This window comes from Legionella busanensis, from assembly GCF_900461525.1.
In the GTDB taxonomy this organism is placed as follows: domain Bacteria; phylum Pseudomonadota; class Gammaproteobacteria; order Legionellales; family Legionellaceae; genus Legionella_C; species Legionella_C busanensis.
Map to the genome: position 1 here is coordinate 439,129 of NZ_UGOD01000001.1, position 20,872 is coordinate 460,000.

The following is a 20,872-nucleotide window of genomic DNA, read 5'->3' on the forward strand; positions in this document are numbered from 1 at the left end:
AAGGTTTTTTTGCTTTTAGAGTTCCTAAAAATGAACGCGATAATATCTCAAGACTAAAAAGGCTTTAAAGGTTTATTTGAGAGAGTTTTCAATTAAGAATAGGTATTAGCTTTAATTAAAGAATTTAATTTTTTTGTTTGTGCCGTGGCTATTTTTAACTTAACCAAATAATAAATTCCCGGTAGCACAAATAAAGTGAAAAAAGTGCCACATAAAAGGCCACCAATTAAAATAATACCGATTGCATGTCTTGATTCAGCACCCGCGGCATGAGACAAGATTAAAGGAATAGTGCCAAATATCATCGCACCTGTTGTCATTAAAATGGGCCTAAAACGTAGCTTACATGCTTTTTGAATAGCTTCTATTAAACCTAATCCTTGCATACGTAATTGATTAGCAAATTCAACAATTAAGATGCCATGCTTACTAATTAAACCAATGAGGGTTATTAATCCTACTTGCGAATAGATATTAAGCGATTGCCCAAATAACCAAGCAAAAAATAAAGCACCAGAACTGGCTAAAGGCACGGTAAATAAAATAATGAGCGGGTCTATAAAATTCTCAAATTGAATTGCTAAAATTGCATAAATAAAGACTAAAGCCAGTAGTAGCAAGTAGAGCATGGTGTGTGATGTTTCTGTATAGGTTTTAGCTATACCTGTCCAAGTTAATTTATACTGCGCTGGCAGCTCATGTTTAGCTATATTCCAAAGTTTAGTCATCGATTGTGAAATCGATTGACCGGGCCGCAAACTAACGTGCAAAGTGGTTGAGCGCATTTGTTTAAAGTGTTCAAGCGTTGCAGGTTGCGCTTTAGTGTTCATTTTAGTAATAGCGCCTAAAGAGATACGTTTACCTGCAGAGGTTGTAAGATAAAGCTCGTCTAAGGCCCATGGTGACTTTGACCCTTGTACAGTAAGATTATAACTAATACTGTCTTTTTGAAATTTAATTGATTGATCGCCGCTAAAAAAAACTTCAATTGTTTTTGCAATTTGGGCTGCAGACAGGCCAAGCTTAGCGATAGCATTATTATCAACATCAATTTGATAACCTGGCGAATCAAGTCGTAAATCATAATAGGAAGACTCAAAGTCTTTGGTGCTATCTAAATATTTTTTTAATTTTTCTAAATGATTAAATAAGTGGCGATAATTATCCGTTGTCGAAATCACCAAGTTAAGCTCTGAAGCACTACCCGCATTATCATTGCCAGGTAAGCCTGTATCCCAGCTCCATACGGAGGGATCAATAGAAGGAAATTGAGAAAATTTAGGCTTTAATTCAGTTGTAATTTGTTCAGCAGAACGATGCCGCTCATTATGAGGCTTTAAGGGAATAACAACATTAGCTCCCCAATCACCGATAAAGGTGAGTTTATTATTAGCTTCTGGAAGTAAATTTGTTTTGTTTTCTATATTAGAAATTTTTTTATCTAAATCATCAATTGCTTCGCCTGCTACTGGAGGAATGTAAACACCAATTAATCCTCTATCTTCGCGTGGCGCAGTTTCACTGGGTAGTAATTTATAAAATACAATTGAGAGACCAATGAATAAAAATGCAGCTAACAACGACAGGTATTTTCGCTGTAATACCCAACTTAATTGCCTTATATATTTTTCACTTAGACCTGTTAGGAAGACATCAACTTGGGGTAAATAAGGTTGATTATTTTTATTAATTAATTTGGCACACATTAAAGGCGTTAAGGTGAGCGCCACAATGCCTGAGACCAGCACACTTCCTGCTAAAGCGACTGCAAATTCTATAAAAAGTTGACCTAGTAAGCCATTAATAAAGGCAATAGGCATATACACACTTGCTAAAGTAAACGTCATAGCAATAATAGCGAAACCTATTTCTTTAGCACCTTTTAAGGCGGCCTCTAGTGGACTTAGCTTATTTTCAATATGTCGCCAAATATTTTCTAAAGCAATAATAGCATCATCAACGACTAAACCAATAGCTAATACCATCGCTAAAAGGGTCATTAAATTAATGGAAAAGCCAACTAACTTTAGGAAAATTAATGAGCCTAATAACGAGATTGGAATAGTAATTAAAGGAATAATTGTTGCCCGTAAATTACGTAAAAAAAGAAAAACGATGACTAAAACAAGAATAATTGCTTCACCAAGAGAGGATTTAATATTATGCAAAGATGCTTTAATAAAATCCGATTGATCAATTATTATTTTTGCTTCCATGCCGGCAGGTAAATTAGCTTGCACGGCTTTTAATTCTTGGCGAACAAGACGAGATACTTCAAGAGGATTTGCATCATTTGCACGTGTAAGGGACAGGACTAAACCACTGTGTCCATTAACACGAACACGCATTTTATGAGTGTCAGTTGCTAACTTTATGTCAGCAATTGATTTCAATAAAACAGGGTGTTGTTTATGAGGTTTAATTAATAAATTTTCATAATCTTTAATTGTTTTTAATTCAGAGCTTAAGGTGCTAGGCACTCTATTTTGAAAATTGCCAGCTGGTAGAGAGACCTGGCTATTGTTAAGTGCATTAAGTACTTCATCAACATTAATGCCGAATAAATATAATTTTTTAGGATCAAGCGTTACTTCATATGTATAAGGTTGACCCCATACTTCAACCGCAGCTACGCCAGGAATACTACGAAATACATTTTTTAAACGTAAATGAGCAAAATGGGTAAGTTGACCAAAATCTAAAGAAGTAGAATCAAGCGCTATGCCGATAAAGGGTAAACCATTTGCTTTTACTTTTCGTTCAACTAGAGGTGTTTTAACTTCAGTAGGTAGCAAGGCTTTAGCCAAATTTACAGCGTCTTGGGTACTGTTGTAAGCTTTATCCATTGGGATACTACTACGAAAATTTAGCGTAATATATGCATAGCCAGCATTAGATTCAGAAGTAATAGTCTCTAGACCCTCAATGCCAGCGAGTCTATCTTCTAATATATTAGTAACAGTATTTTCTACTAAATTAGGACTAGCGTTAGGATAAGTAGCCGTTACTGTAATAATGGGAAAACTAATATTAGGATATTCTCTTACAGGTAGATTTTGAAAACAAAGTAACCCGACCACAATAATTAAACAATTAAAAATGATTGTAGTGACAGGATGTTTAATAAAATAATCAGTTATTTTCATTCTTACTCAAGCATGGTAAATGGCAACTTTTAAGCCGGGATATAATCGTTCTAGCCCTTTAACAACAAGTTGTTGTCCAAACTTTAAACCAGAAGTAACTTCAATTTGCGATTTATTTTTAATACCTGTTGTTACTGGAACTAATTCAATGACATTGTCTTTGACAATATAAACATGAGGTTTACTATTACGTAGAAAAATCGCCTGTTCAGGAACAACAATAGTATCTTTCTTTCCTTTAAGCACTAATTCAACTTCGGTGCTTGCTCCAATTAAGCAATCTTTACAAGAAATAGTGACATCAGCTGGACACATATGGCTATCTTCATCAATCATTTTTTGTAAATGTGAAAGCTTATAAGGCATGTTAAAGATACGCACCAATTGCCCTTCATAAAAAGCAGATGTGTTTGTACAGGGAATGTCAAAATCTACGACTAAAGTAGAAGGATCGTAAATAGTTACTATGGAGTCACCTGTATTAACTTGAGTCCCTTCTTTCTTTTTATAAGCGCCAACAATACCATCAAATGGCGCATAAAAACGTAAGGTATCTAACTCAATTTTTGCTTTAGATAATTCTTTTTGTGCATCTAACCAAGTTTGTTTTTTTTCTTCTACTTCTTTAGAGCTCACATATCCTGTTTTTAGAAGGCTAAGAAGTCGCTCATATTGATTTTTAGCGATAGTTACTGAGCCTTGCGTAAGTTCTAAATTATTTTCAATGTCGGGGTTATTAATTTGAGCAATTAAATCACCTTTACGTACTTTATGACCCGTAGGAATGAGTGTATCTAAAGTGCCATGATTTTTGGCAATTAAGAGAGTAACATGTTTAGGATTAATAGTACCTAAAAGGTGGACAGTTTCTTCTATTTCTGCTTTTCCTAAAAGATTTACTTCTACAAGTTTGGGTTGATCTAAACCACGGGTTACCTTTTTCTTGTAAGAATAAATAGATATTACTATCGTAATCGTTATTAAAAGGATAAAAAAGATTAACCATTTTTTTTTATTAAGGGTCATATTTTTACTCAATTTTGGAATAAGAATTTGGTCCTTCTTTCATTGTGAAAACCTGCGCTGTAAAAAGATATCCACCATTACGAATGGTCTTAATTAATGCTGGTTTTTTTGTATCTGTTTCAATCTTCTGCCTTAAACGACTTATTTGCACATCAATCCGTCTGTCAAATGGGTTTAAATCGCTACTTTTAGTCACTTGCAATAAAAATTCTCTACCTAGAATTTGTTGTGGTTGCCGAACAAAAGCTAATAACAAATCATATTCGCCAGCGCTTAATTGTAATTCTTGTTGATTAGTGTCAAAAACCTGCCGAGAAGCAGGATATAGTCGCCAATTCTCGAAGGCTAAAACCTCCCTTTCTTGATCATCTTCTGTTAGGGAGCGCTGTACACGCCTTTTAATTGCGCCAATTCTTGCGTGAAGTTCACGAGCAAGTATGGGTTTAATTAAGAAATCATCAGCACCTTCTTCAAGCATTTGAACACACAATGTTTCATCTTTTTCATCATTTAAAACAATAAGAGGAACAGCCCATTGATAAAACGCATTAATAGTTGATAGTTTTATTTCCGTTAACATACTACTATGGATTAAAAAAGCAGCAGGTTTTTCTACAATAGTATCTAAATCGGGCACACTTTTATAATGCAAAATTTGATAATCATATTTATGAAAATATTCTTCAACTTGAATATCTTTTGGGGCATCGTCAATAATTATGATGTATTTTCGATGCAATAACATTGAGCCTCTCCATTAATCAAAATAAACTAAAAATACATTTTTATTGTAGTATAGCGTTTTACACTAGGTTTCATACTAGGTTACAAGCGTGCTCAGCTCATTCTTGTACTCTTATCTGAAATTTAGTGGAAAACGCTATAAATTTTTTGCTTATTAAAAGAATTTTTGGGCTAAATTACCATTAAATAAGTTTTGCTACAAACCTTTGGTAAAAAATTACGATTTTTATACAAAAATTAGCCTAAAATAAATAATTTTTGTAATTAAATACGTATTATATGTAATAAATAAAAACCTTCTTTATTTAAAATTTAAGTGTCTTTGCATCATTATTTTTTCTTCGTCTTGAGCAATTTGTGCTTTTAGATCAGGAATAGCTCCTAATGTCTCATGTAATTGCCCCTGTAAAACAGGAATATTACCTGTTCCTAAAACAGGTGCTCCTATTTCATTATCAGCATTATCAAGAATACGATTAGCTGTTTTTTTACCTAAAATTTCTATTAATAGTTCAATGGATAATTTTTTTTGCGCTACTAAAGATGCTAAGAAATTTTTAAAAGGTTGCGGTGAATATTTGGTCATTGTTTAATCTCTCTGATTATATATTGATTATAAACAGGAGTATACCAAATTTAAAGTATGATTAACGACTATAATTAGGTAAATGGCTAGAAAATAATAGAAGCTCTTAGGCATAGATGAGTGTAGTTACTTTATTATCATCTTAGAGTATGCTCATTTTAGGTCGTTATTAAATTACATAGCTAGTCCGGCTTCCATAATAAATGCTTGGAGGATAAAGGATGAAAAATGATAAACAAGCATTATTCTCTTGGTTGTTTGATGAGGTTTATCAGGCTAAAGCCGCTCTTAAATATGATATTAAGCAAACTGAAATTCGCTTTCAAAAAGAAATTATGCAGAACTGGCAAGATACGCCCTTGCAAAAGCAATCAGCTTTAGAATTCTGCGTCGCATTAATTAAGTTATATACAGAATTATTAGCAATTTTCAGAGCAAATACAGCAATTGACGTAACTAGGATGTCTTGTACATATGAAAGTGACCCTATGAATTGTTACCTAAAAATTCAGCAATTAAGGCAAAATTTATTTGGGACGTTATCTTTACAAGAAGAAGCTGTATTTATTAGCGAATTACTCTTCTTGTATAAGAATTTAAAATCATTATTAATTGAGCAACTAGAAAGTGGAAAAGATACTTACCTGCCTAAAAGTATTTATTTAAAAAAGTTAATTCAAGCTGCTACCGCGGAAGAGTGGTTGTTAGCCTTAGTTGAATTTGCTAATGAGATAAAAGGAGACATTATATGTTTTCAAAACCAGTTAGCTAATTTGACTAAACAAGAATTATTAACACTTCAGCAAAAATTAATGAAGCAAGAATTTATTGCATTAAATAACAGTATTTTCTTTTTTAAAATTAATCCTGGTTATTTATATACAGAGGCTATTCACCCAGAAAAATTAATTTCTATAAAGGCAAGATTAAAATTTTTATATAATTTAATTGAGCTTCTACAATTTTTTTCTAGTCAATTATTAAAACAGCGTGGGTTGCAAGCTGAATATGATTATTTATTTCATGGTGATGAAATTTCGCCTGGCATTAATATAGATGTAGGTAGTAAAGAACGAGGTTTAATTGTAAAAGCGCTTAAATCATGGCGATTAAATTATGCAAATTTACGTATGGATGCTTCTGAAAGTCATTTAGGAGAGATATTCCGTGCTTATAAATTTTGGTTTAATCCAGTTAGCCTTATTGATTCAATAATGAATTTTTATGCAAAAGTCACTAGTAATAAAACAAATATAGAAGAAGGAAAAAATCTATTTTTAAAACAGTTAAATTTAATTTATCACCAATTAACTACTACAGAATGTTTAGATTTATATGGTTATTTTTCTAATAAAGATACTAATTATTTAATGCGTACGCTGCTTGCTAGTTATCACGGGCATGAGCTTTTATCTAAATCATTATCTTCATTAGAAAAAGAAGCTATATTCAATGTGTATACAATTTTATATATGGTTATGGACAGTTTGCGTGAGGAACTTAAGAGTCGGTATATTGTGACTAAACCTTATAACCATAATATTGAAAATAAAACACTAACTCCCGGGCGACGAAATTTGCAGGCACTACAACGTGTAATTAATATTTACTGTGAGCAGGCATTAGTAAGAACAGAATCCATTGAGCAATTATTTGCGCTATTAGAAAATGAATTCTAACTTAAAAGATTTGTAGGAAGCTCGTAAATTCTACGTTATTCCTAAAAATCCTATGTCATCCCGCGCAGGCGGGGAGCTGCGTTCACGTTTGAAGTGCAACATTTTATTAGAAAAAATTTCAGCTGGAGTTTTATATCCTAAACACTTTCTAGGGGTCAAGTTATACATGGCTTCATAGTATAAAAGAGTTGTATGATCTAACGTTTCTAGATCTGTTTTTCTTGGTAAAAAGGTTCGCAGTCTGCCAATAGCATTTTCAATGCCTCCTTTTCACGTGGCGGGGTTGTATTAGTTGCAAAAAAACCTTGTGTTACTCGTTTTGTAGGTGCACTGGCATGCCTAGAGTTGTTAGAGTTAGGATTTCGGTGCTGAGCTGTTGTTGTCGAAGGAAGTCGTACTGGTTTGATGCGAAAAATTTAAATAAGAATAAGTTGGTTGTGGAGGTAAGCTGTAACATAAAGTGTTTGATATGGGCAGATATAAGGGAGTAGGAGGAGCAAACATGGAGAATAGGAGCATATAGGTATATCATAATAAAAGCTTGATCATAATAAGGCATTTCTGGTTGATAACTAAGGGTATAATAAGATTGCCTATAATTTATAGAGCAAAGAATGTTAATGGCGATGACTTAGCATGGTTAAGGTAAGCTACTGAGCTTGCGCTTGAGTAGCTTGCAGAATAAGTTTCAGAGGAGGGCTGTAGATTATATCTTGGGTATTTAGAGGCACGGGAGGCATAGTATGAATCAATTGTTGTCCATACGTTTTGATTTGGTCGCTTGCTTGGGAGGCTAATTGTAGTACTTTGAGTTGTAGGTTAAGTTTGATTTTCACTAGTACTATGTAGTTCGCCAAGTAAATTATCAATGTCAACATCATTTATATCAGTATTAACTGCACTTAAAGCATACTTGTCCATGAGATTATCGATTAAACCGCTTACATCCTGGTCAGTTTTATCTGGAACCATGTCAGATGGGAGCGAACCATAAGCCCTTGTTTATAGTTTAAGATTACGAGCTGGGTTATTGTAAACACTTTATGTCCAACTCCATCGATTATTACATACTGCTTCCTTTGACTAAATTTACCTTTTGTAAAATACGTATCTATGATGGTTCTCTTATTAATTGGCTCACCATTTTCAAAATTATGCAAAAATTTTAGTAAAAAAGTAATCGAGTTAACTTCGGCTTAATAAAATTGTTCTAAAATAATACAATATTTGATTAATTATAATTTTATGCCTTATTTTTCACAATTCTATTATCTAGATAAAAGAGAGGGTTTCTCATATAGCCGGAGACCACAAGGCCGTTTAAATGTTAATCGATTAGTTAGAAATAAAGGTGCATGGAAAAAGAGCAATTTCTCCTATCATATGAAACAAAAGGTGCTTGTTATTGCTGATTGGACTTTAGTAGGCCTATCAGATAGAGAAACGGATATCTTGCTGATACGTTTGGGTCAGTTAATTAAAGATGGGTTTCCCCTTTATTTATGGCAAGATGGTAAGGTTATACAGTTAACCTTAGAAACCCTCTCTAACTTAAGAAATAAAAACGTTCGAGAGAAAATCACACCTACATGGCCAGATAAGGTGAGTCAAGCTGCAATTGAACAACATCGTCTAACAAAATCTCAAGTACATATCCTAGATGATTACTGGATTAATAACGTTTTAAATGGCTCAATTAATGAGAATCGTAAACTGTCTTTACGTAGTTTTTTTGCAATGAAACAAAAATGGCCAACCCTATTGCCATTCATTCAAAAAGCCGAGCCACCGTTTAAAGAATTTATTATAGATATTTTGTCTCCAGATGTGATGGAAACTGTAAAAGAGCACATGCGTTTAGAAGTAATTCTCAGTTCACTATTAAGTATAAATATATCTCCAAATTTATTAATTTTTATAGATCTTCTTAAAAAATTATTAAATTTAAATGATGATATAATATTAACTCTAGAAATTAAAGAATTAACCCTAGATAGCGCTCAGACTAAAGCGTTAATTGAGACCGGCCGAATTTCTTATGACGGCGTGGATGTATTAACTTGCAAGCAACTAAACACAGTAGAATCTTTAAATTGCTCTTATAGCGAAGAAGTAAATGCAGAGGATTTGCAAAAGTTGTTTGCTAGTATGCCTAACCTTAAAACGATTAATTTTAATTTAAATATAAAAGATAATTTTAAACCGCCTATTAAGCTAAAGCAGCTTGAAGTTCTCGATGTAAGCAATAGTACCATTAGCCCTGATAGTCTACAGCAATTATTACTTGCTACTCAAACACTTAAATCCCTTAATTTATCTTCCTGCCCTGTCAAACTTAGAGAGGTTATCAGAAATAAAGACGGTAAGTTTATAGACGATATTAATTTTGATTGCTTGGAATCGCTTGATGTTAGTAATACGCCTGTTACTTCTATCCTTTTAAATGAGATATTAAGCAAGACAAAAACCCTTAAAATATTGAATTTATCTTCTTGTAAAAGGGCTATCCTGAATTTTTCAAAAGAAATTAACTTTCAATATCTTGAAAGACTTGATTTAAGTAATAGTGAAATTACTAATAAAAATTTGCAAGATATTCTTACGCAAGCAAAAGGCCTTAAATCATTAAATATCTCTAAGAGACTCTCTAACCTTAATGAAGTTGATAACATACTTGAACTGCCAAAGCTTGAAGAGCTTAATGTAAGTCAAAGCTCTATTGCAGACCATGATTTACAAAATATTTTAATAAAAGCACGTCATATTAAATCACTAAATTTACAGGCATGTAATCATTTATCAGGCGATTTCACTGAACATCTTGATTTTACTAGCCTTGAAAAATTTAATGCTAATGAAACAAGAATCGGTGTAGGTTCCTTGCGTGAAATCTTATTGCAGGCTAAAACCCTTAAAAGCTTAGAATTAAGTGCTTATTCAAACTTGCCAGAAATTCTAGCTGATATTAAATTCTCATGTCTTAAAAAACTTAACTTATCTTCCATTTATAATGTAGGGCGAGTTTTAAATCATATTCTAACCACAGCAAACGTACTTGAAGAGCTAGATTTACATAATTGTCAAATTGATGGGTTATTACAATTATATAATTTACCAAACCTTAAAAAAATTGACTTATCCAATAGTAATATTAATTTAGTAAACCTGAAAGCTTTGTTACGAGCGGCACCACATCTACAACTACTTAATATTAAAGATTGTAGAGATCTAATTGTTGACGATGAGCTAAAAGATTTAATGAAAAACATTTATGTCATAGGTAATTTAGTTCAAAATTCGAAGCCTCATACCTCAGGTAATTCTTTAAGAGACTCTTTCTTCAACTTTAAAAAAAATAAAAAAGATTCTTCAGCAGATGAACAGCCATTACATACTCCTAACGCTACGCAAAAAGTAGATGCTGATACAAAATTAGGTTCAAAGAAAGAATATAAAATTAATCGGACGTTTTATCCATTAAGCTTGCAGGCAAAAATGCCTGATGCAAGGTTATACCGGAAGGAAACATTTAATCATCTAAATATTAATAATAAGCCTTGTAGCTTAGCAGATGCTTTTACGTTAGGTAATCAGACAACAGTTGATTTAACCCCTGTTTTTATTAGCCAATTAAAAACAGAATCTAGTCTAATCGAGCAAGGCAATTTGCTGGCTGCTAACAATAAACAAAGTCATGTTTACTTTGGTAAACAAGGTTTTACTTGCACAGGTGAATGGCAGGCTCTTGACTCCTTAAGTGCCCAAGAGCTTATGACGCATTATTATATTGACCCTTCTGATGTGGATGTCAGTATTCAATATTCTAAACGGGATAACCTGTATTACCTGCGTGGGCCTAAAGGACAACCGATTAAAATATCTTTCATACTTGAAGTACCTAAGCCAGATCTAAAAGTGGATATACCTTCTGATATTAAGGATCTGGTTACAAAATATAGTAGATTTAAGGGTGGTAAACTTGAACTAAAAAAAGCACAAAATACCGGGCAAGATTACTTAGATTACATTAACACTCAAGAAAAAGGCGCTTGTCGTCATCGAGCGGTTGCATTTAAAGCACAGATGCAGGAAATTCATCCTGAGATTCCAGTACGCATTGTTGGAAATGATTGTCATAATTTTGTTGAGCTATATATACAAAATCAATGGGTAAGCTTCGATCTTGGCGGATATCCTGCTAAGTTAACTATTAAGGATACTTATAAGCCAACATTGATATCTAAATCGGAAACTGGCCCAATATCAGTAGTTTCTAACCCCAAACCTATCTCTCAGGTTGGTTTGTTAAATCCGAATTACATTAAATATTTGTCTACTTGGGAAAGAGAAAGGTCGACATTTGCGACAATCCCTGCATATTGTTTACATCTAGTTGATTCAAGTGAGGTACAAAAACGCTTAATTGAGTTTACTAGTTCAGCAGACGTCCAGGCTATGAGACTGAGCTTACAAAGTCATTGTAAAAATACATCTCGACCTTGTTTCTACATTAACTCGCCAGATGATTTAATTTGCTCTGAGAATTTTGTTGCGCGAGAAGGAAATCAAGGTATTTTAAAAAAAGGACCCGGTGGACCATTGCATGATTTTTTACAAGCTCACTTAACGACTAAACCACCACCCGTACTTATAGTTAACTATGATAACTTTGATACGGATGACATTATACGGTTTAATAGTTTATTAGATAAAGAGCGCTCTGCTGATGGTACAAAACTGCCGACGGAAACCATCATAGTTGGTTTGTTAAATGTTAATAAACCTGACTGTTATCAAGGAGCTGATTTTTATTCTCGTTTTGATCAAGTCGAAGCTGATTGTGTTAAACCGGATGAGTTAAGTGCTCATTTGCAGTCCATTTTACCTGTATCCACTCCGAATGGTGAAACAGCTAATATTAACACATCAAGCGATATTGAAATTATTAATCTTTACAATGCGCCTGATTGGGAAGAGCAGTTGCTGGGATATTGGGAATTACGAGGTGATAACCTTTATTTTATTGAAGGAAAACTTCATAAAGCATTAGAAAAAGGGTTACCCATTGAAATTCAAAATGGCCCTTGGGATGACGATGAATTTAAGCGATTTTGGCAACAGGCATTCATACTAAAACACATTGAGTATGCTGGAGGCAAACTTGAGTTAAATGAAAACTTAAAAATATTAACCAGCCAAGGTTATTTGTGGAATACATTAACGTCCAATATTAAGAATCTCGATAACAAGCTTAGTGTGAAGGCAGAAACATTAAATCCAAGCCTATTAAGTGATTTCTTCACTACCTATCACTGTCAAGACAATACACTTATCATGCAAGCAGGGCTACTGAATGACTATGCCAATCGGACACTTGAAGTTAATGTTACACGTGATTTAACAGAAGATGAATGGGCTCGGTTTTTAACGGTCTGTCAAGAAAAACAAATTACACTTTCTATTCATCTAGCACCTACAGTAAGTTTACCACCTGCTATTGCTAAAGATTCTAAATTAACTGAAAAACAATCATCGATAAATTGGGATGATAGTTTAGCCACCAATACTACTTTGATTGTTAGTACCGACCTTACCACAACCTTACAATCAACTTCTTTAGTTGATGATTCATGGTTAGTTATTGATGTGTCAGAATGTGAGCCACAGGACTTACTAGAAAATATAGAAAGTAATTTTGATGAGCAGACTAAAAGCTTTATTTTTGACAAAAAGAAGTGCGCGCTATTAAACGCGTTAGATGAAAATAAGAAAATCATTTTAAAAGGGCATTTTTCGGATGAATTAAAAGATGCTTTAGCACCTTTACTGATAAAAAGGCAGAATACTGAAAACGTTAAGGGTAAGTTAGTTATATTATCTAATGAGAATTGCTTTCCATATCTTGAAACTAAAAATCATATAGTAACTGTGGAAGCTAAATATGAAGCCCTGATAAAAATATTTAATGCAAAAGAGATTGGTAAACTCAATCAAGATTTACTTCATAAAGAATCATTCAATCAACTTAAAGCGCGTTTAAATCATCTTCGTCAATATCCTGATGCAGATTCAAGTGACAGGAATTGGCAAGGGCTGCAAGGGATTACTGGCGGTATAAAATTAAAAGATTTTAATGCTCAAGAAAGTGCGATTATTACCGAGGAATTTAATAAAAAACGTCTTGAAGCAGTCACAGAGATTCTTGATAAAAATCCGTTTGTATTTATAACTGGCTTAACGGGAGTTGGTAAATCAACATTTGTTAAGGAAAATTTTTCACCACCTTCAGCATCTTTGCATCATGGTGAAAGTAAGATTTTAGCTTGGGCAACTGATAAAACTTCTCAAAAGAAAATACTTTTTATAGATGAGGCTAATTTAAGTAGCCGACAGTGGAGTGAGTTTGAAGGGTTAATGCGGGACCCGCCAGGGATTTTAATTGATGGAGTTTATTATCCGTTAACTAAAGAACATAAAGTAATTTTTGCTGGTAATCCTGTTAATTATGGTGATGAGCGGCAATTAGCACCATTATTTAAAGAGTATGGTAATGCGCTTGTTTTTGACCCTTTACCACAAGAATTTATCTATGAAAAAATACTAAAACCTGTTTTTGCTGAAAGCTTACTTAATGAGCATGTAGAAGTTATTAGTCATTCTTTATTAAAAGTTTACCGACTTTTATGTGATTACTCTCGCGATGAAGTCTTAATATCGCCACGTGATATACAAATGATGGCACTTTTGGTTTTATCTTATGTACAACGTCATCACCCTTTGAGCACAGAAAACATAATTAATGTTGCAAAATATTATGCTTATCAAGTGGCTGTTAAGAATGTACCCACTTTATTTCAGGAAGATTTTGATAAAAAGTGCAAAGACTTCAACGATCTATCTGATCGTTTAGCAGAACTAGTAAACGATGATTATTTAGTGACGGCTTCTCGAAAGCATATTTATCAGGAGCTTAATGATTTATTAGCTTTGCGTGAATATCGACAAACCAAAGGAGTGAATGAAGAACAGCTCTATGGGGGGGTAGGAGGAATCGTTTTAGAAGGTGAACCAGGTATTGGCAAAAGCGAATTAGTTTTATCTTTATTACTAAGTAATGGTTATAAAGAAGTGCATATTAATAAGGATAATATAGAAGAGTCACAGGATAATGATATAAAAGAGCAACCTTTAGCTGAATGTCCAGGCAAGATTTTTTATCGGATGCCGGTGAGTTTTTCCTTTGAACAGAAAAAAGAACTTCTCAACCGCGCTTTCAATGAAGGGGCTGTTGTTATTATTGATGAAATTAATAGTTCTCCCATGATGGAGCGGACACTTAACCACTTATTAATGGGATTTAATGAACATAATAAAAGGCCGGCATTTCCTGGATTTATGATTATCGGCACTCAAAATCCAGTTACCATGGCTGGTCGTAAGGCGCCAAGCACAGCACTGGCTAGGCGATTGATTAAAAGTTGTTTACCACCTTATCCATCAGATGAAATGAATGAAATTCTAAGCAGAAAAATGATTCAATCAGAAAAAGTAACCCAATTAGTTAAAGCATATGAATATAATAGGGAAAAAGCCATTCAAGAAAACTTAAAACCCCCGCCAATATTTAGAGATCTCTTAAGAGTGGCTGATTAAATTATTGAGATTGATGCAAAGAAAAGGGTCAATTTAGAAGAAAAGATGTTAGATACAGCAACACAAGGTGTAAATAGTAAGGAAAAAACTAGAAAGGTTAGTCAACCAAAAACCCAAATTTCTAATCGCTATTTAATCGAACAGAAAATTATTCAGGCATTGTCTAGTTTGTTTTCAAATAAACCAGAGGCAGTGCGCCAAGTATTAATTGAGCAAGCTGATGCTTATATGAAGTGGCAAAATAACAAAAGTGAGTCAAGCCGATATAATCTAGGCCTGTTTACGCGTTTACGTCATACCAAGTTAGGGGTAAGTCGGGCTAAAGGATTTAAAACAGCGCTTAAGGCACCTGATAATGTTGTTAAAGTATTTAAAGGCCATCTTTTCAATTGTTCGACTATACATAATCATTCATTGGATACTTTTTTAATTGAAGGAATAGCCCAGCTTTGCCTTATGGATTTAAATTTGGGAAGTACATCGGAATGCTTAACCAAAGAAAATCGCGGCTTGATTAGAGATATTCTTCGGAATTTACTTAACATAATGGATGAATCTCAACAAAAAGAGATTCATCCTTCTATTAGGCCTACTTCTATCCATTCCGAATAAGGATTTAACTTTGGCTGTTATAAATTAATATCTATCAGTTAGTCCATATTTAAGCTCTAATTATTAAATCTTTAAATTAATGCTGTTGTACATAAGGATAATTTCCTAAATCTTTTTGGTAAAATTGACGTAGTTCTTTTAGCATCTCTAAGGCAGGAGACTTCTTAGCAAAATCACTGTTTAAATCATCCGTCCAATAGCCAGTTTTCAACTGTAAAATAACAGGTATATAGTAGTTATCATTTGGATATAGGGCAAAAAGCCAATTATCTTTAATTATGCCGAATTGTTTCATCGCATTAATTTTTACAAATTTATCTTTCCGAATTTCTAAATAAGTGGTTATTGGATTAACTTGATAAAGCTCTCGTACATACTTAATTACTTTATCTGGCGCAGGCGCTAGATTAGGTAGCATACCGCTTTCGAGCATAATAGCTCGGTGGGGCGGTGGAAGGGCCTTGCCTAAAATAGTATTTAATAAAGAAATGCCATCTGGCTTTTCTTTTAAATTCAGATTAAAAAAGTTAGCAATAGTCGGTGCAATATCAATCAATGCCACTTGTATGGGAATTATTGTAGGAATAGTAATGAGCTTATTATGCTCAACAATTTTAAACCCAAGAATACAATGATGTTGGCCCGGACTTAATAAATCAGTGCCATGCCCTGAGCTTCTTTGTAACTTTGTATCTGTTTTTTTCTCTATATAATCAATAAATTGACTATCACTTTTTCCTTGATAGAGTCGTGGGTCAGTTTCTCGTGAGCCTTGGTTATATAAAACTTCACCATGATCACTTAATAAAATGATAAAACTATTCGTTAAAGCCCCATTTTGCTGCAGAAATTTAAGTAACCTTCCTACTTGTTGATCAACCTGGTTTACAGCTGCTTTATATAAAATTTCACGATTATTAACTTCAAATTCATCTTGCACAAGCTTGGGTGATGAGATGGCCCAAGCATATGGCCAATGTGGTAGCGTAAAATGAACAGCTAAGAACATTGGTTTAGTATTATTTTGGGTAACTAAAGTCTGCTCTAATTCTAAGCTAAAAGTTCTAGGATAATAAGCAAAGTGGCCAGCACGATTTGCATAGTTATAAGGAAACAACCATTTAGTTAAACGAAAATTAATTAATAAATTGCTTAAAGGCAGGTCATAAAATGAACCTATTAGGGTTTCATTTACGCCAATACGAGGCCCTATGATTTTATCAAAGCCAAATTCTTTTCCTAAATTATTAAATCGTCTATCATCGGTAGCAAATAAGGTCTGATAGCCTGCTTGCCGTAAGTTCCAGGCAAAGCTAGCCATATATTTAATGCTATCTATAGGATATAGGTTCTCACGTGCATGATGATGCAAAGGATAAAGGCCAGTTAGTATAGTAGTCCAGGCCGCGTACGTACGTCCTAAGGGGCTTATTGTTTCAGAAAAATAGACACTTTCGTGCAAGAATTTATATAGGTTTGGTGTAGATTGCTTACTAATTTGATTTGGATTTAATGAATCTATACCAATAATAATAAGATTAGGCCGTTTGTTAGTTAAATTCGTTTGCTTTGGTGAAATTTGGGAAAAGCCAAACAAAAAGATAATGATTGCTAGTAAGGCGCCCCACCAAGGATATTTATAAAGAAACTGAATTAAAGCGATAAAGCTAAGAATAGTAAGAACAATTAAGCTACCAACCATTAATATATTCAAAAAGCTAGCTGGAAATTCTGGTAAAAAAATCCGACTAAATTTACTCAAAGGAAAAAAATAACAATTAAGGGTAATTAAAGCGGTAAGGGTTAACGTATAAATAATGATTTCCCAATTTTCAATTATTTTTTTGTTAGAAGAAGAGCGAGCAACGCCCCATAATAAGCTTGTTTGCAATAATGATAAAAAGACATAAAGAAGTAATTGAATAAATAAAACTGCTAATAATTCGATATAAACCGTAAGAGGGTAGATAACTGCCTGAATAAAACTACTGCTCTTTTTAAAAATGAAAAGAAATTGTAGGAAAATAAAAACCAGATTATAAATAAAAAAATCATTTAAATGCTTTTTAAATTGAAATGGCTTAGTCACGAGTAGTTGTAATTGTAGTGTTTAAATGCCAGTTATAAACGTAACCATCTATGCTATTAATATGTTTTAGCTGGTTACATAAAGGCTCTTTAGCAAATTGCTGTAAATGTTTAAGTATATCCTGAGTATTGCCACCAAAATCTTCTGCGAACCACTCATATAATTTAGATACAATGAGTGCGCCCTCAATAACCTGCACACCACGTAATGAATTAATATAATTAGAAGCGGCAAAATTCAGTTGATTATCTATTAATGAACCTTGATAAGCACTTTTGCTTAAATTTGCTGCCCCAATTGAGCCATTATTAAGTGCGTATAAAATTCTAGGGTCATTCCATATAGGACGTATGATACGATTTTGAATGTCGTCGAGTGATAAAGGTACATTATTAACAGTAATTAATTTTGCTCCCCAGGGTCCTATACTAAACAAGCCAGGCGAAATATTAATTTCTTCAATACTACTAACGGGATAATAGCTTGCCACTGTTTGGACTATTAACGCATTATAGAGATTAATCCAATAAGCAAGCTGTTCATTGCGATTATAATTACTGATATTAATATGGCTTAATTCACTAATATAATGCTTAAGTAAATTTAAATCCGTGTCAGTTAAGTGTGGGTAGTCTACTAAATTGATTCCTTCTTCATTAGTCATGACTCTTTTATTAAGAAAAGTCTGCCACTCATCATGCTTGATTGTTATTGTTGATAATGGGTTAAAAGCCTGCCAAATACTCCATAAATTTTTAGTCGTAGCAGCAAGCGTTGTATTTGCTACAAATAGCAAAGACATCATGACAGGGATGATTCGATAAGAAATAAGTCTAATCATTTAATTCAGCACGATTGCGAAGGGCACTACTAATTGTTATTCCATCCATGAATTCAAGTTCGCCGCCAGATGGGATTCCATGCGCTAACTGACTTACTTTTATAGAATGGGGACGGAGTAACTCAGAAATAAAATGAGTGGTTGTTTGACCTTCAATAGAAGGGCTCAAAGCTAAGATAACTTCTTTAATTCCTTCCGACAAAATTAGACTCTCTAAACGTGGTAAGCCAATTTCATCTGGGCCAATCCCATCTAAGGGAGATATTTTTCCCATTAACACAAAATAACCACCTCTGTATGCATCGCTTTGCTCGATTGCTAAGACATCTGCCGGATTTTCAACGATACAAAGAACAGATAAATCGCGCTCTTTATCTTGACATAAAAGACATAACTCGTCTTCCGTATAATTATTACAACGTTGGCAATGCTTAATTGCTTCCATAGCATATTGTAAACAAGCAGCAAGATGTAAACCTCGCTGACGTTGGCGTTGTAATAAATGATAGGCCATCCGCTGAGCAGAGCGGGGGCCTATACCAGGTAAACAGCGCAAAGCAGTAATGAGCTGAGTTAATGCATCCATTCTACCAATTATTCCTTATCATCCTGCATAAAATCAGTAGGAATATTTAGGCCAGCTGTAAGTTGACTAATTTTTTCTTTAGATGCTTTTTCAACTTTACGTACAGCATCATTAACTGCTGCAGCAACTAAATCTTCAATTAACTCTATGTCTTCTTCTGCTAAAGACGGTTTAATACTTACTTTAAGCACATCATGACGCCCATTCATTTCAACAACGACCATGCCGCTACCAGCTTCACCACGTACTTGTAATTTAGTGAGCTGCTCTTGAGCTTCTTGCATACGTTGCTGCATTTTTTGCGCTTCTTTCATTAAATTTGCTAAATTTTGATTCATATCCATGTAAAAAACCTCACAGTTATGGTTATTTAAGTAATTATAATTGATCTTAACGTGGTTCAATAGAATTTTTGACCAATTCTGCTGAAAATTCTTGCTTTAAGCTCTTTAAAAAGGGATCTTGTTCTAAACTTAACTCTGCTTCTTGTAGACTTTGTGTATAAGCTGCGCTTTTTTGAAGCGCTGGTGACGCTTGCACTTCGCTAAAATCAAAGCTAAGTTTAATCGTTTGCTGGTAATATGTCGATAATGCTTGCTCAATACGTTGAATAATATTGGGTGTAAAAAGTGAACGATGTCCTTTATCGACCCGTAATCTCACCTCACCGGCAGATTTACCAATCATTTCAGCGTTTTCAGTCGCTGTTTGCGCTAAGCCTGTTAATTGAATTTTTTGCAGTATTGTACTCCAATCTTCGTTTAATTCAGAAGATACTGCCTTTATAGATGTTTCTGCAGGTTTAATAGGATCAGAAGGCATTACTGTTTTAGGCGCTTCTATAGATTTAGTAGTAAATGGTATATCTTCTTTTAAAATAGTGTCTAACCTATTATCCTCTTCTGGTACCTGATTATTCATCGCATGAGAAGGTATAGCTTGTTTATCTTTATGGCTTAGTTCGTGAGCTAGTGCTGGTATAGGTAAGGTATCTACAGGTTTAAAAGTACACATACGTAGAATAGCCATTTCAAAACCAATAGCTAAAGTAGGTGCCAGATGAATTTCCTCAGTACTCTTTATGCCAATTTGATAAAAAAGCTGAATATCTTCAGGGTTTAACTGTTTTGCTAACTCTATAAGCTCAGATGAATAATCATTTAAGGGATTGTTTGCCGGTAAATGCTGAATAAGTGTTATATCATGTAAATAAGATAGAAGTTCATCAAGAACAAAACTAAAATGGCCACCTTCTTTACTTATTTGTCGACTAATTTGAATTAATTGACTCGCATCTAATTTTGTTAAGGCTTGTAAAATTTGCAGTGCGTAATCTTGTTGGGTATAGCCTAAAATATTTTTAACTTCCTCAGCAGTTAATGTAGAAGTAGAACATGCTAAAGCTTGATCAAGTAGGCTTAAGGCATCTCGCATACTTCCTTGCGCGGCCTTTGCTAAAAGGCAAAGTGCATCTTCTTCATAAGAATAATTTTCTGCTTCCATAATTACTTTAAGCTGAGTAACGATGGTTTCTGGTGAAAGATGTCTAAGATTAAAATGTAAACAGCGGGAAAGAACCGTAATAGGCAATTTTTGTGGATCAGTCGTTGCTAGTAGAAATTTAACATGCTCAGGCGGCTCTTCTAAGGTTTTAAGCAAGGCATTAAAGCTATGCTGAGATAACATATGAACTTCGTCAATTAGATAAATTTTATAACGCCCTATAGTAGGCGCATATTGAACATTTTCAAGTAACTCACGGGTATCCTCAACCCGAGTTTTAGAGGCAGCATCAATTTCTATTAGATCAAGAAAGCGACCCTGTTCAACGGCTATACAAGATTCACATTTTAAGCAGGGATCAGCACTTACTCCTTTTTCACAATTAAGTGCTTTTGCTATAAGACGAG

13 protein-coding genes and 1 pseudogene (1 of these 14 cut by a window edge) are annotated in these 20,872 nt (G+C 33.8%); 3 read left to right on the top strand and 11 right to left on the bottom strand.

Translation table 11 applies throughout. The annotated features are described in order from the left end of the window. Positions 1–92: 92 nt before the first annotated feature. From DYH30_RS02095 to DYH30_RS02110, 4 genes are all read right to left on the bottom strand, one after another. Positions 93–3,146, bottom strand: coding sequence for an efflux RND transporter permease subunit (locus DYH30_RS02095; protein ID WP_115330069.1), 3,054 nt, complete (start codon positions 3,144–3,146; stop codon positions 93–95). A 6-nt stretch (positions 3,147–3,152) separates the two neighbouring features. Beyond that, complete coding sequence (locus DYH30_RS02100) at positions 3,153–4,172, bottom strand: efflux RND transporter periplasmic adaptor subunit (RefSeq protein ID WP_115330070.1); 1,020 nt, start codon at positions 4,170–4,172, stop codon at positions 3,153–3,155. 4 nt (positions 4,173–4,176) lie between these two features. After that, complete coding sequence (locus DYH30_RS02105; protein ID WP_115330071.1) at positions 4,177–4,917, bottom strand: response regulator transcription factor; 741 nt, start codon at positions 4,915–4,917, stop codon at positions 4,177–4,179. A gap of 300 nt (positions 4,918–5,217) precedes the next feature. Continuing rightward, a complete protein-coding gene (locus tag DYH30_RS02110) occupies positions 5,218–5,502 on the bottom strand; it encodes a hypothetical protein (protein ID WP_115330072.1) in 285 nt (94 codons plus the stop codon). A gap of 221 nt (positions 5,503–5,723) precedes the next feature. Between DYH30_RS02110 and DYH30_RS02115 the strand changes: the two genes are divergently transcribed. Next, positions 5,724–7,181, top strand: coding sequence for a hypothetical protein (locus DYH30_RS02115; protein ID WP_115330073.1), 1,458 nt, complete (start codon positions 5,724–5,726; stop codon positions 7,179–7,181). Between the two features lie 30 nt (positions 7,182–7,211). On the opposite strand, the pseudogene DYH30_RS18675 reads toward DYH30_RS02115, so the two are convergent. Then, a pseudogene (locus tag DYH30_RS18675) lies at positions 7,212–7,451 on the bottom strand (hypothetical protein); the annotation flags it as partial. Between the two features lie 549 nt (positions 7,452–8,000). After that, entirely contained in the window at positions 8,001–8,153 is a 153-nt protein-coding gene (locus DYH30_RS17885) for a hypothetical protein (protein WP_160116137.1), read from the bottom strand. 273 nt (positions 8,154–8,426) lie between these two features. Here DYH30_RS17885 and DYH30_RS02125 point away from each other — a divergent pair, with 273 nt between their 5' ends. Together DYH30_RS02125 and DYH30_RS02130 are read left to right on the top strand one after the other, a co-directional pair. Further along, positions 8,427–14,834, top strand: coding sequence for a hypothetical protein (locus DYH30_RS02125; RefSeq protein WP_131740730.1), 6,408 nt, complete (start codon positions 8,427–8,429; stop codon positions 14,832–14,834). Positions 14,835–14,879: 45 nt separating this feature from the next. Then, complete coding sequence (locus DYH30_RS02130; RefSeq protein WP_115330076.1) at positions 14,880–15,446, top strand: hypothetical protein; 567 nt, start codon at positions 14,880–14,882, stop codon at positions 15,444–15,446. A 76-nt stretch (positions 15,447–15,522) separates the two neighbouring features. On the opposite strand, the gene DYH30_RS02135 is transcribed toward DYH30_RS02130, so the two are convergent. The 5 genes in view from DYH30_RS02135 to dnaX are tightly spaced (at most 46 nt apart) and all read right to left on the bottom strand, a layout consistent with a single transcriptional unit that may run on beyond the window. Beyond that, positions 15,523–17,535, bottom strand: coding sequence for a sulfatase-like hydrolase/transferase (locus tag DYH30_RS02135; RefSeq protein ID WP_115330077.1), 2,013 nt, complete (start codon positions 17,533–17,535; stop codon positions 15,523–15,525). Beyond that, positions 17,528–18,376, bottom strand: coding sequence for a DUF547 domain-containing protein (locus DYH30_RS02140; RefSeq protein ID WP_115330078.1), 849 nt, complete (start codon positions 18,374–18,376; stop codon positions 17,528–17,530). Before DYH30_RS02140 ends, DYH30_RS02135 begins: the two co-directional genes overlap by 8 nt. Then, on the bottom strand, positions 18,369–18,962 hold the full coding sequence (gene recR / locus DYH30_RS02145; RefSeq protein WP_115330079.1) for a recombination mediator RecR: 594 nt from the start codon (positions 18,960–18,962) through the stop codon (positions 18,369–18,371). Before recR ends, DYH30_RS02140 begins: the two co-directional genes overlap by 8 nt. Positions 18,963–18,970: 8 nt before the next feature. Continuing rightward, complete coding sequence (locus tag DYH30_RS02150) at positions 18,971–19,306, bottom strand: YbaB/EbfC family nucleoid-associated protein (RefSeq protein WP_115330080.1); 336 nt, start codon at positions 19,304–19,306, stop codon at positions 18,971–18,973. 46 nt (positions 19,307–19,352) lie between these two features. Continuing rightward, a protein-coding gene (gene dnaX / locus DYH30_RS02155) for a DNA polymerase III subunit gamma/tau (protein ID WP_115330081.1) crosses the window boundary here: on the bottom strand, positions 19,353–20,872 show its 3' portion. The gene runs 163 nt beyond the window's last position; 1,520 of the gene's 1,683 nt are visible here — the last part of the coding sequence; the start codon falls outside the window, past its right edge; it ends in the stop codon at positions 19,353–19,355.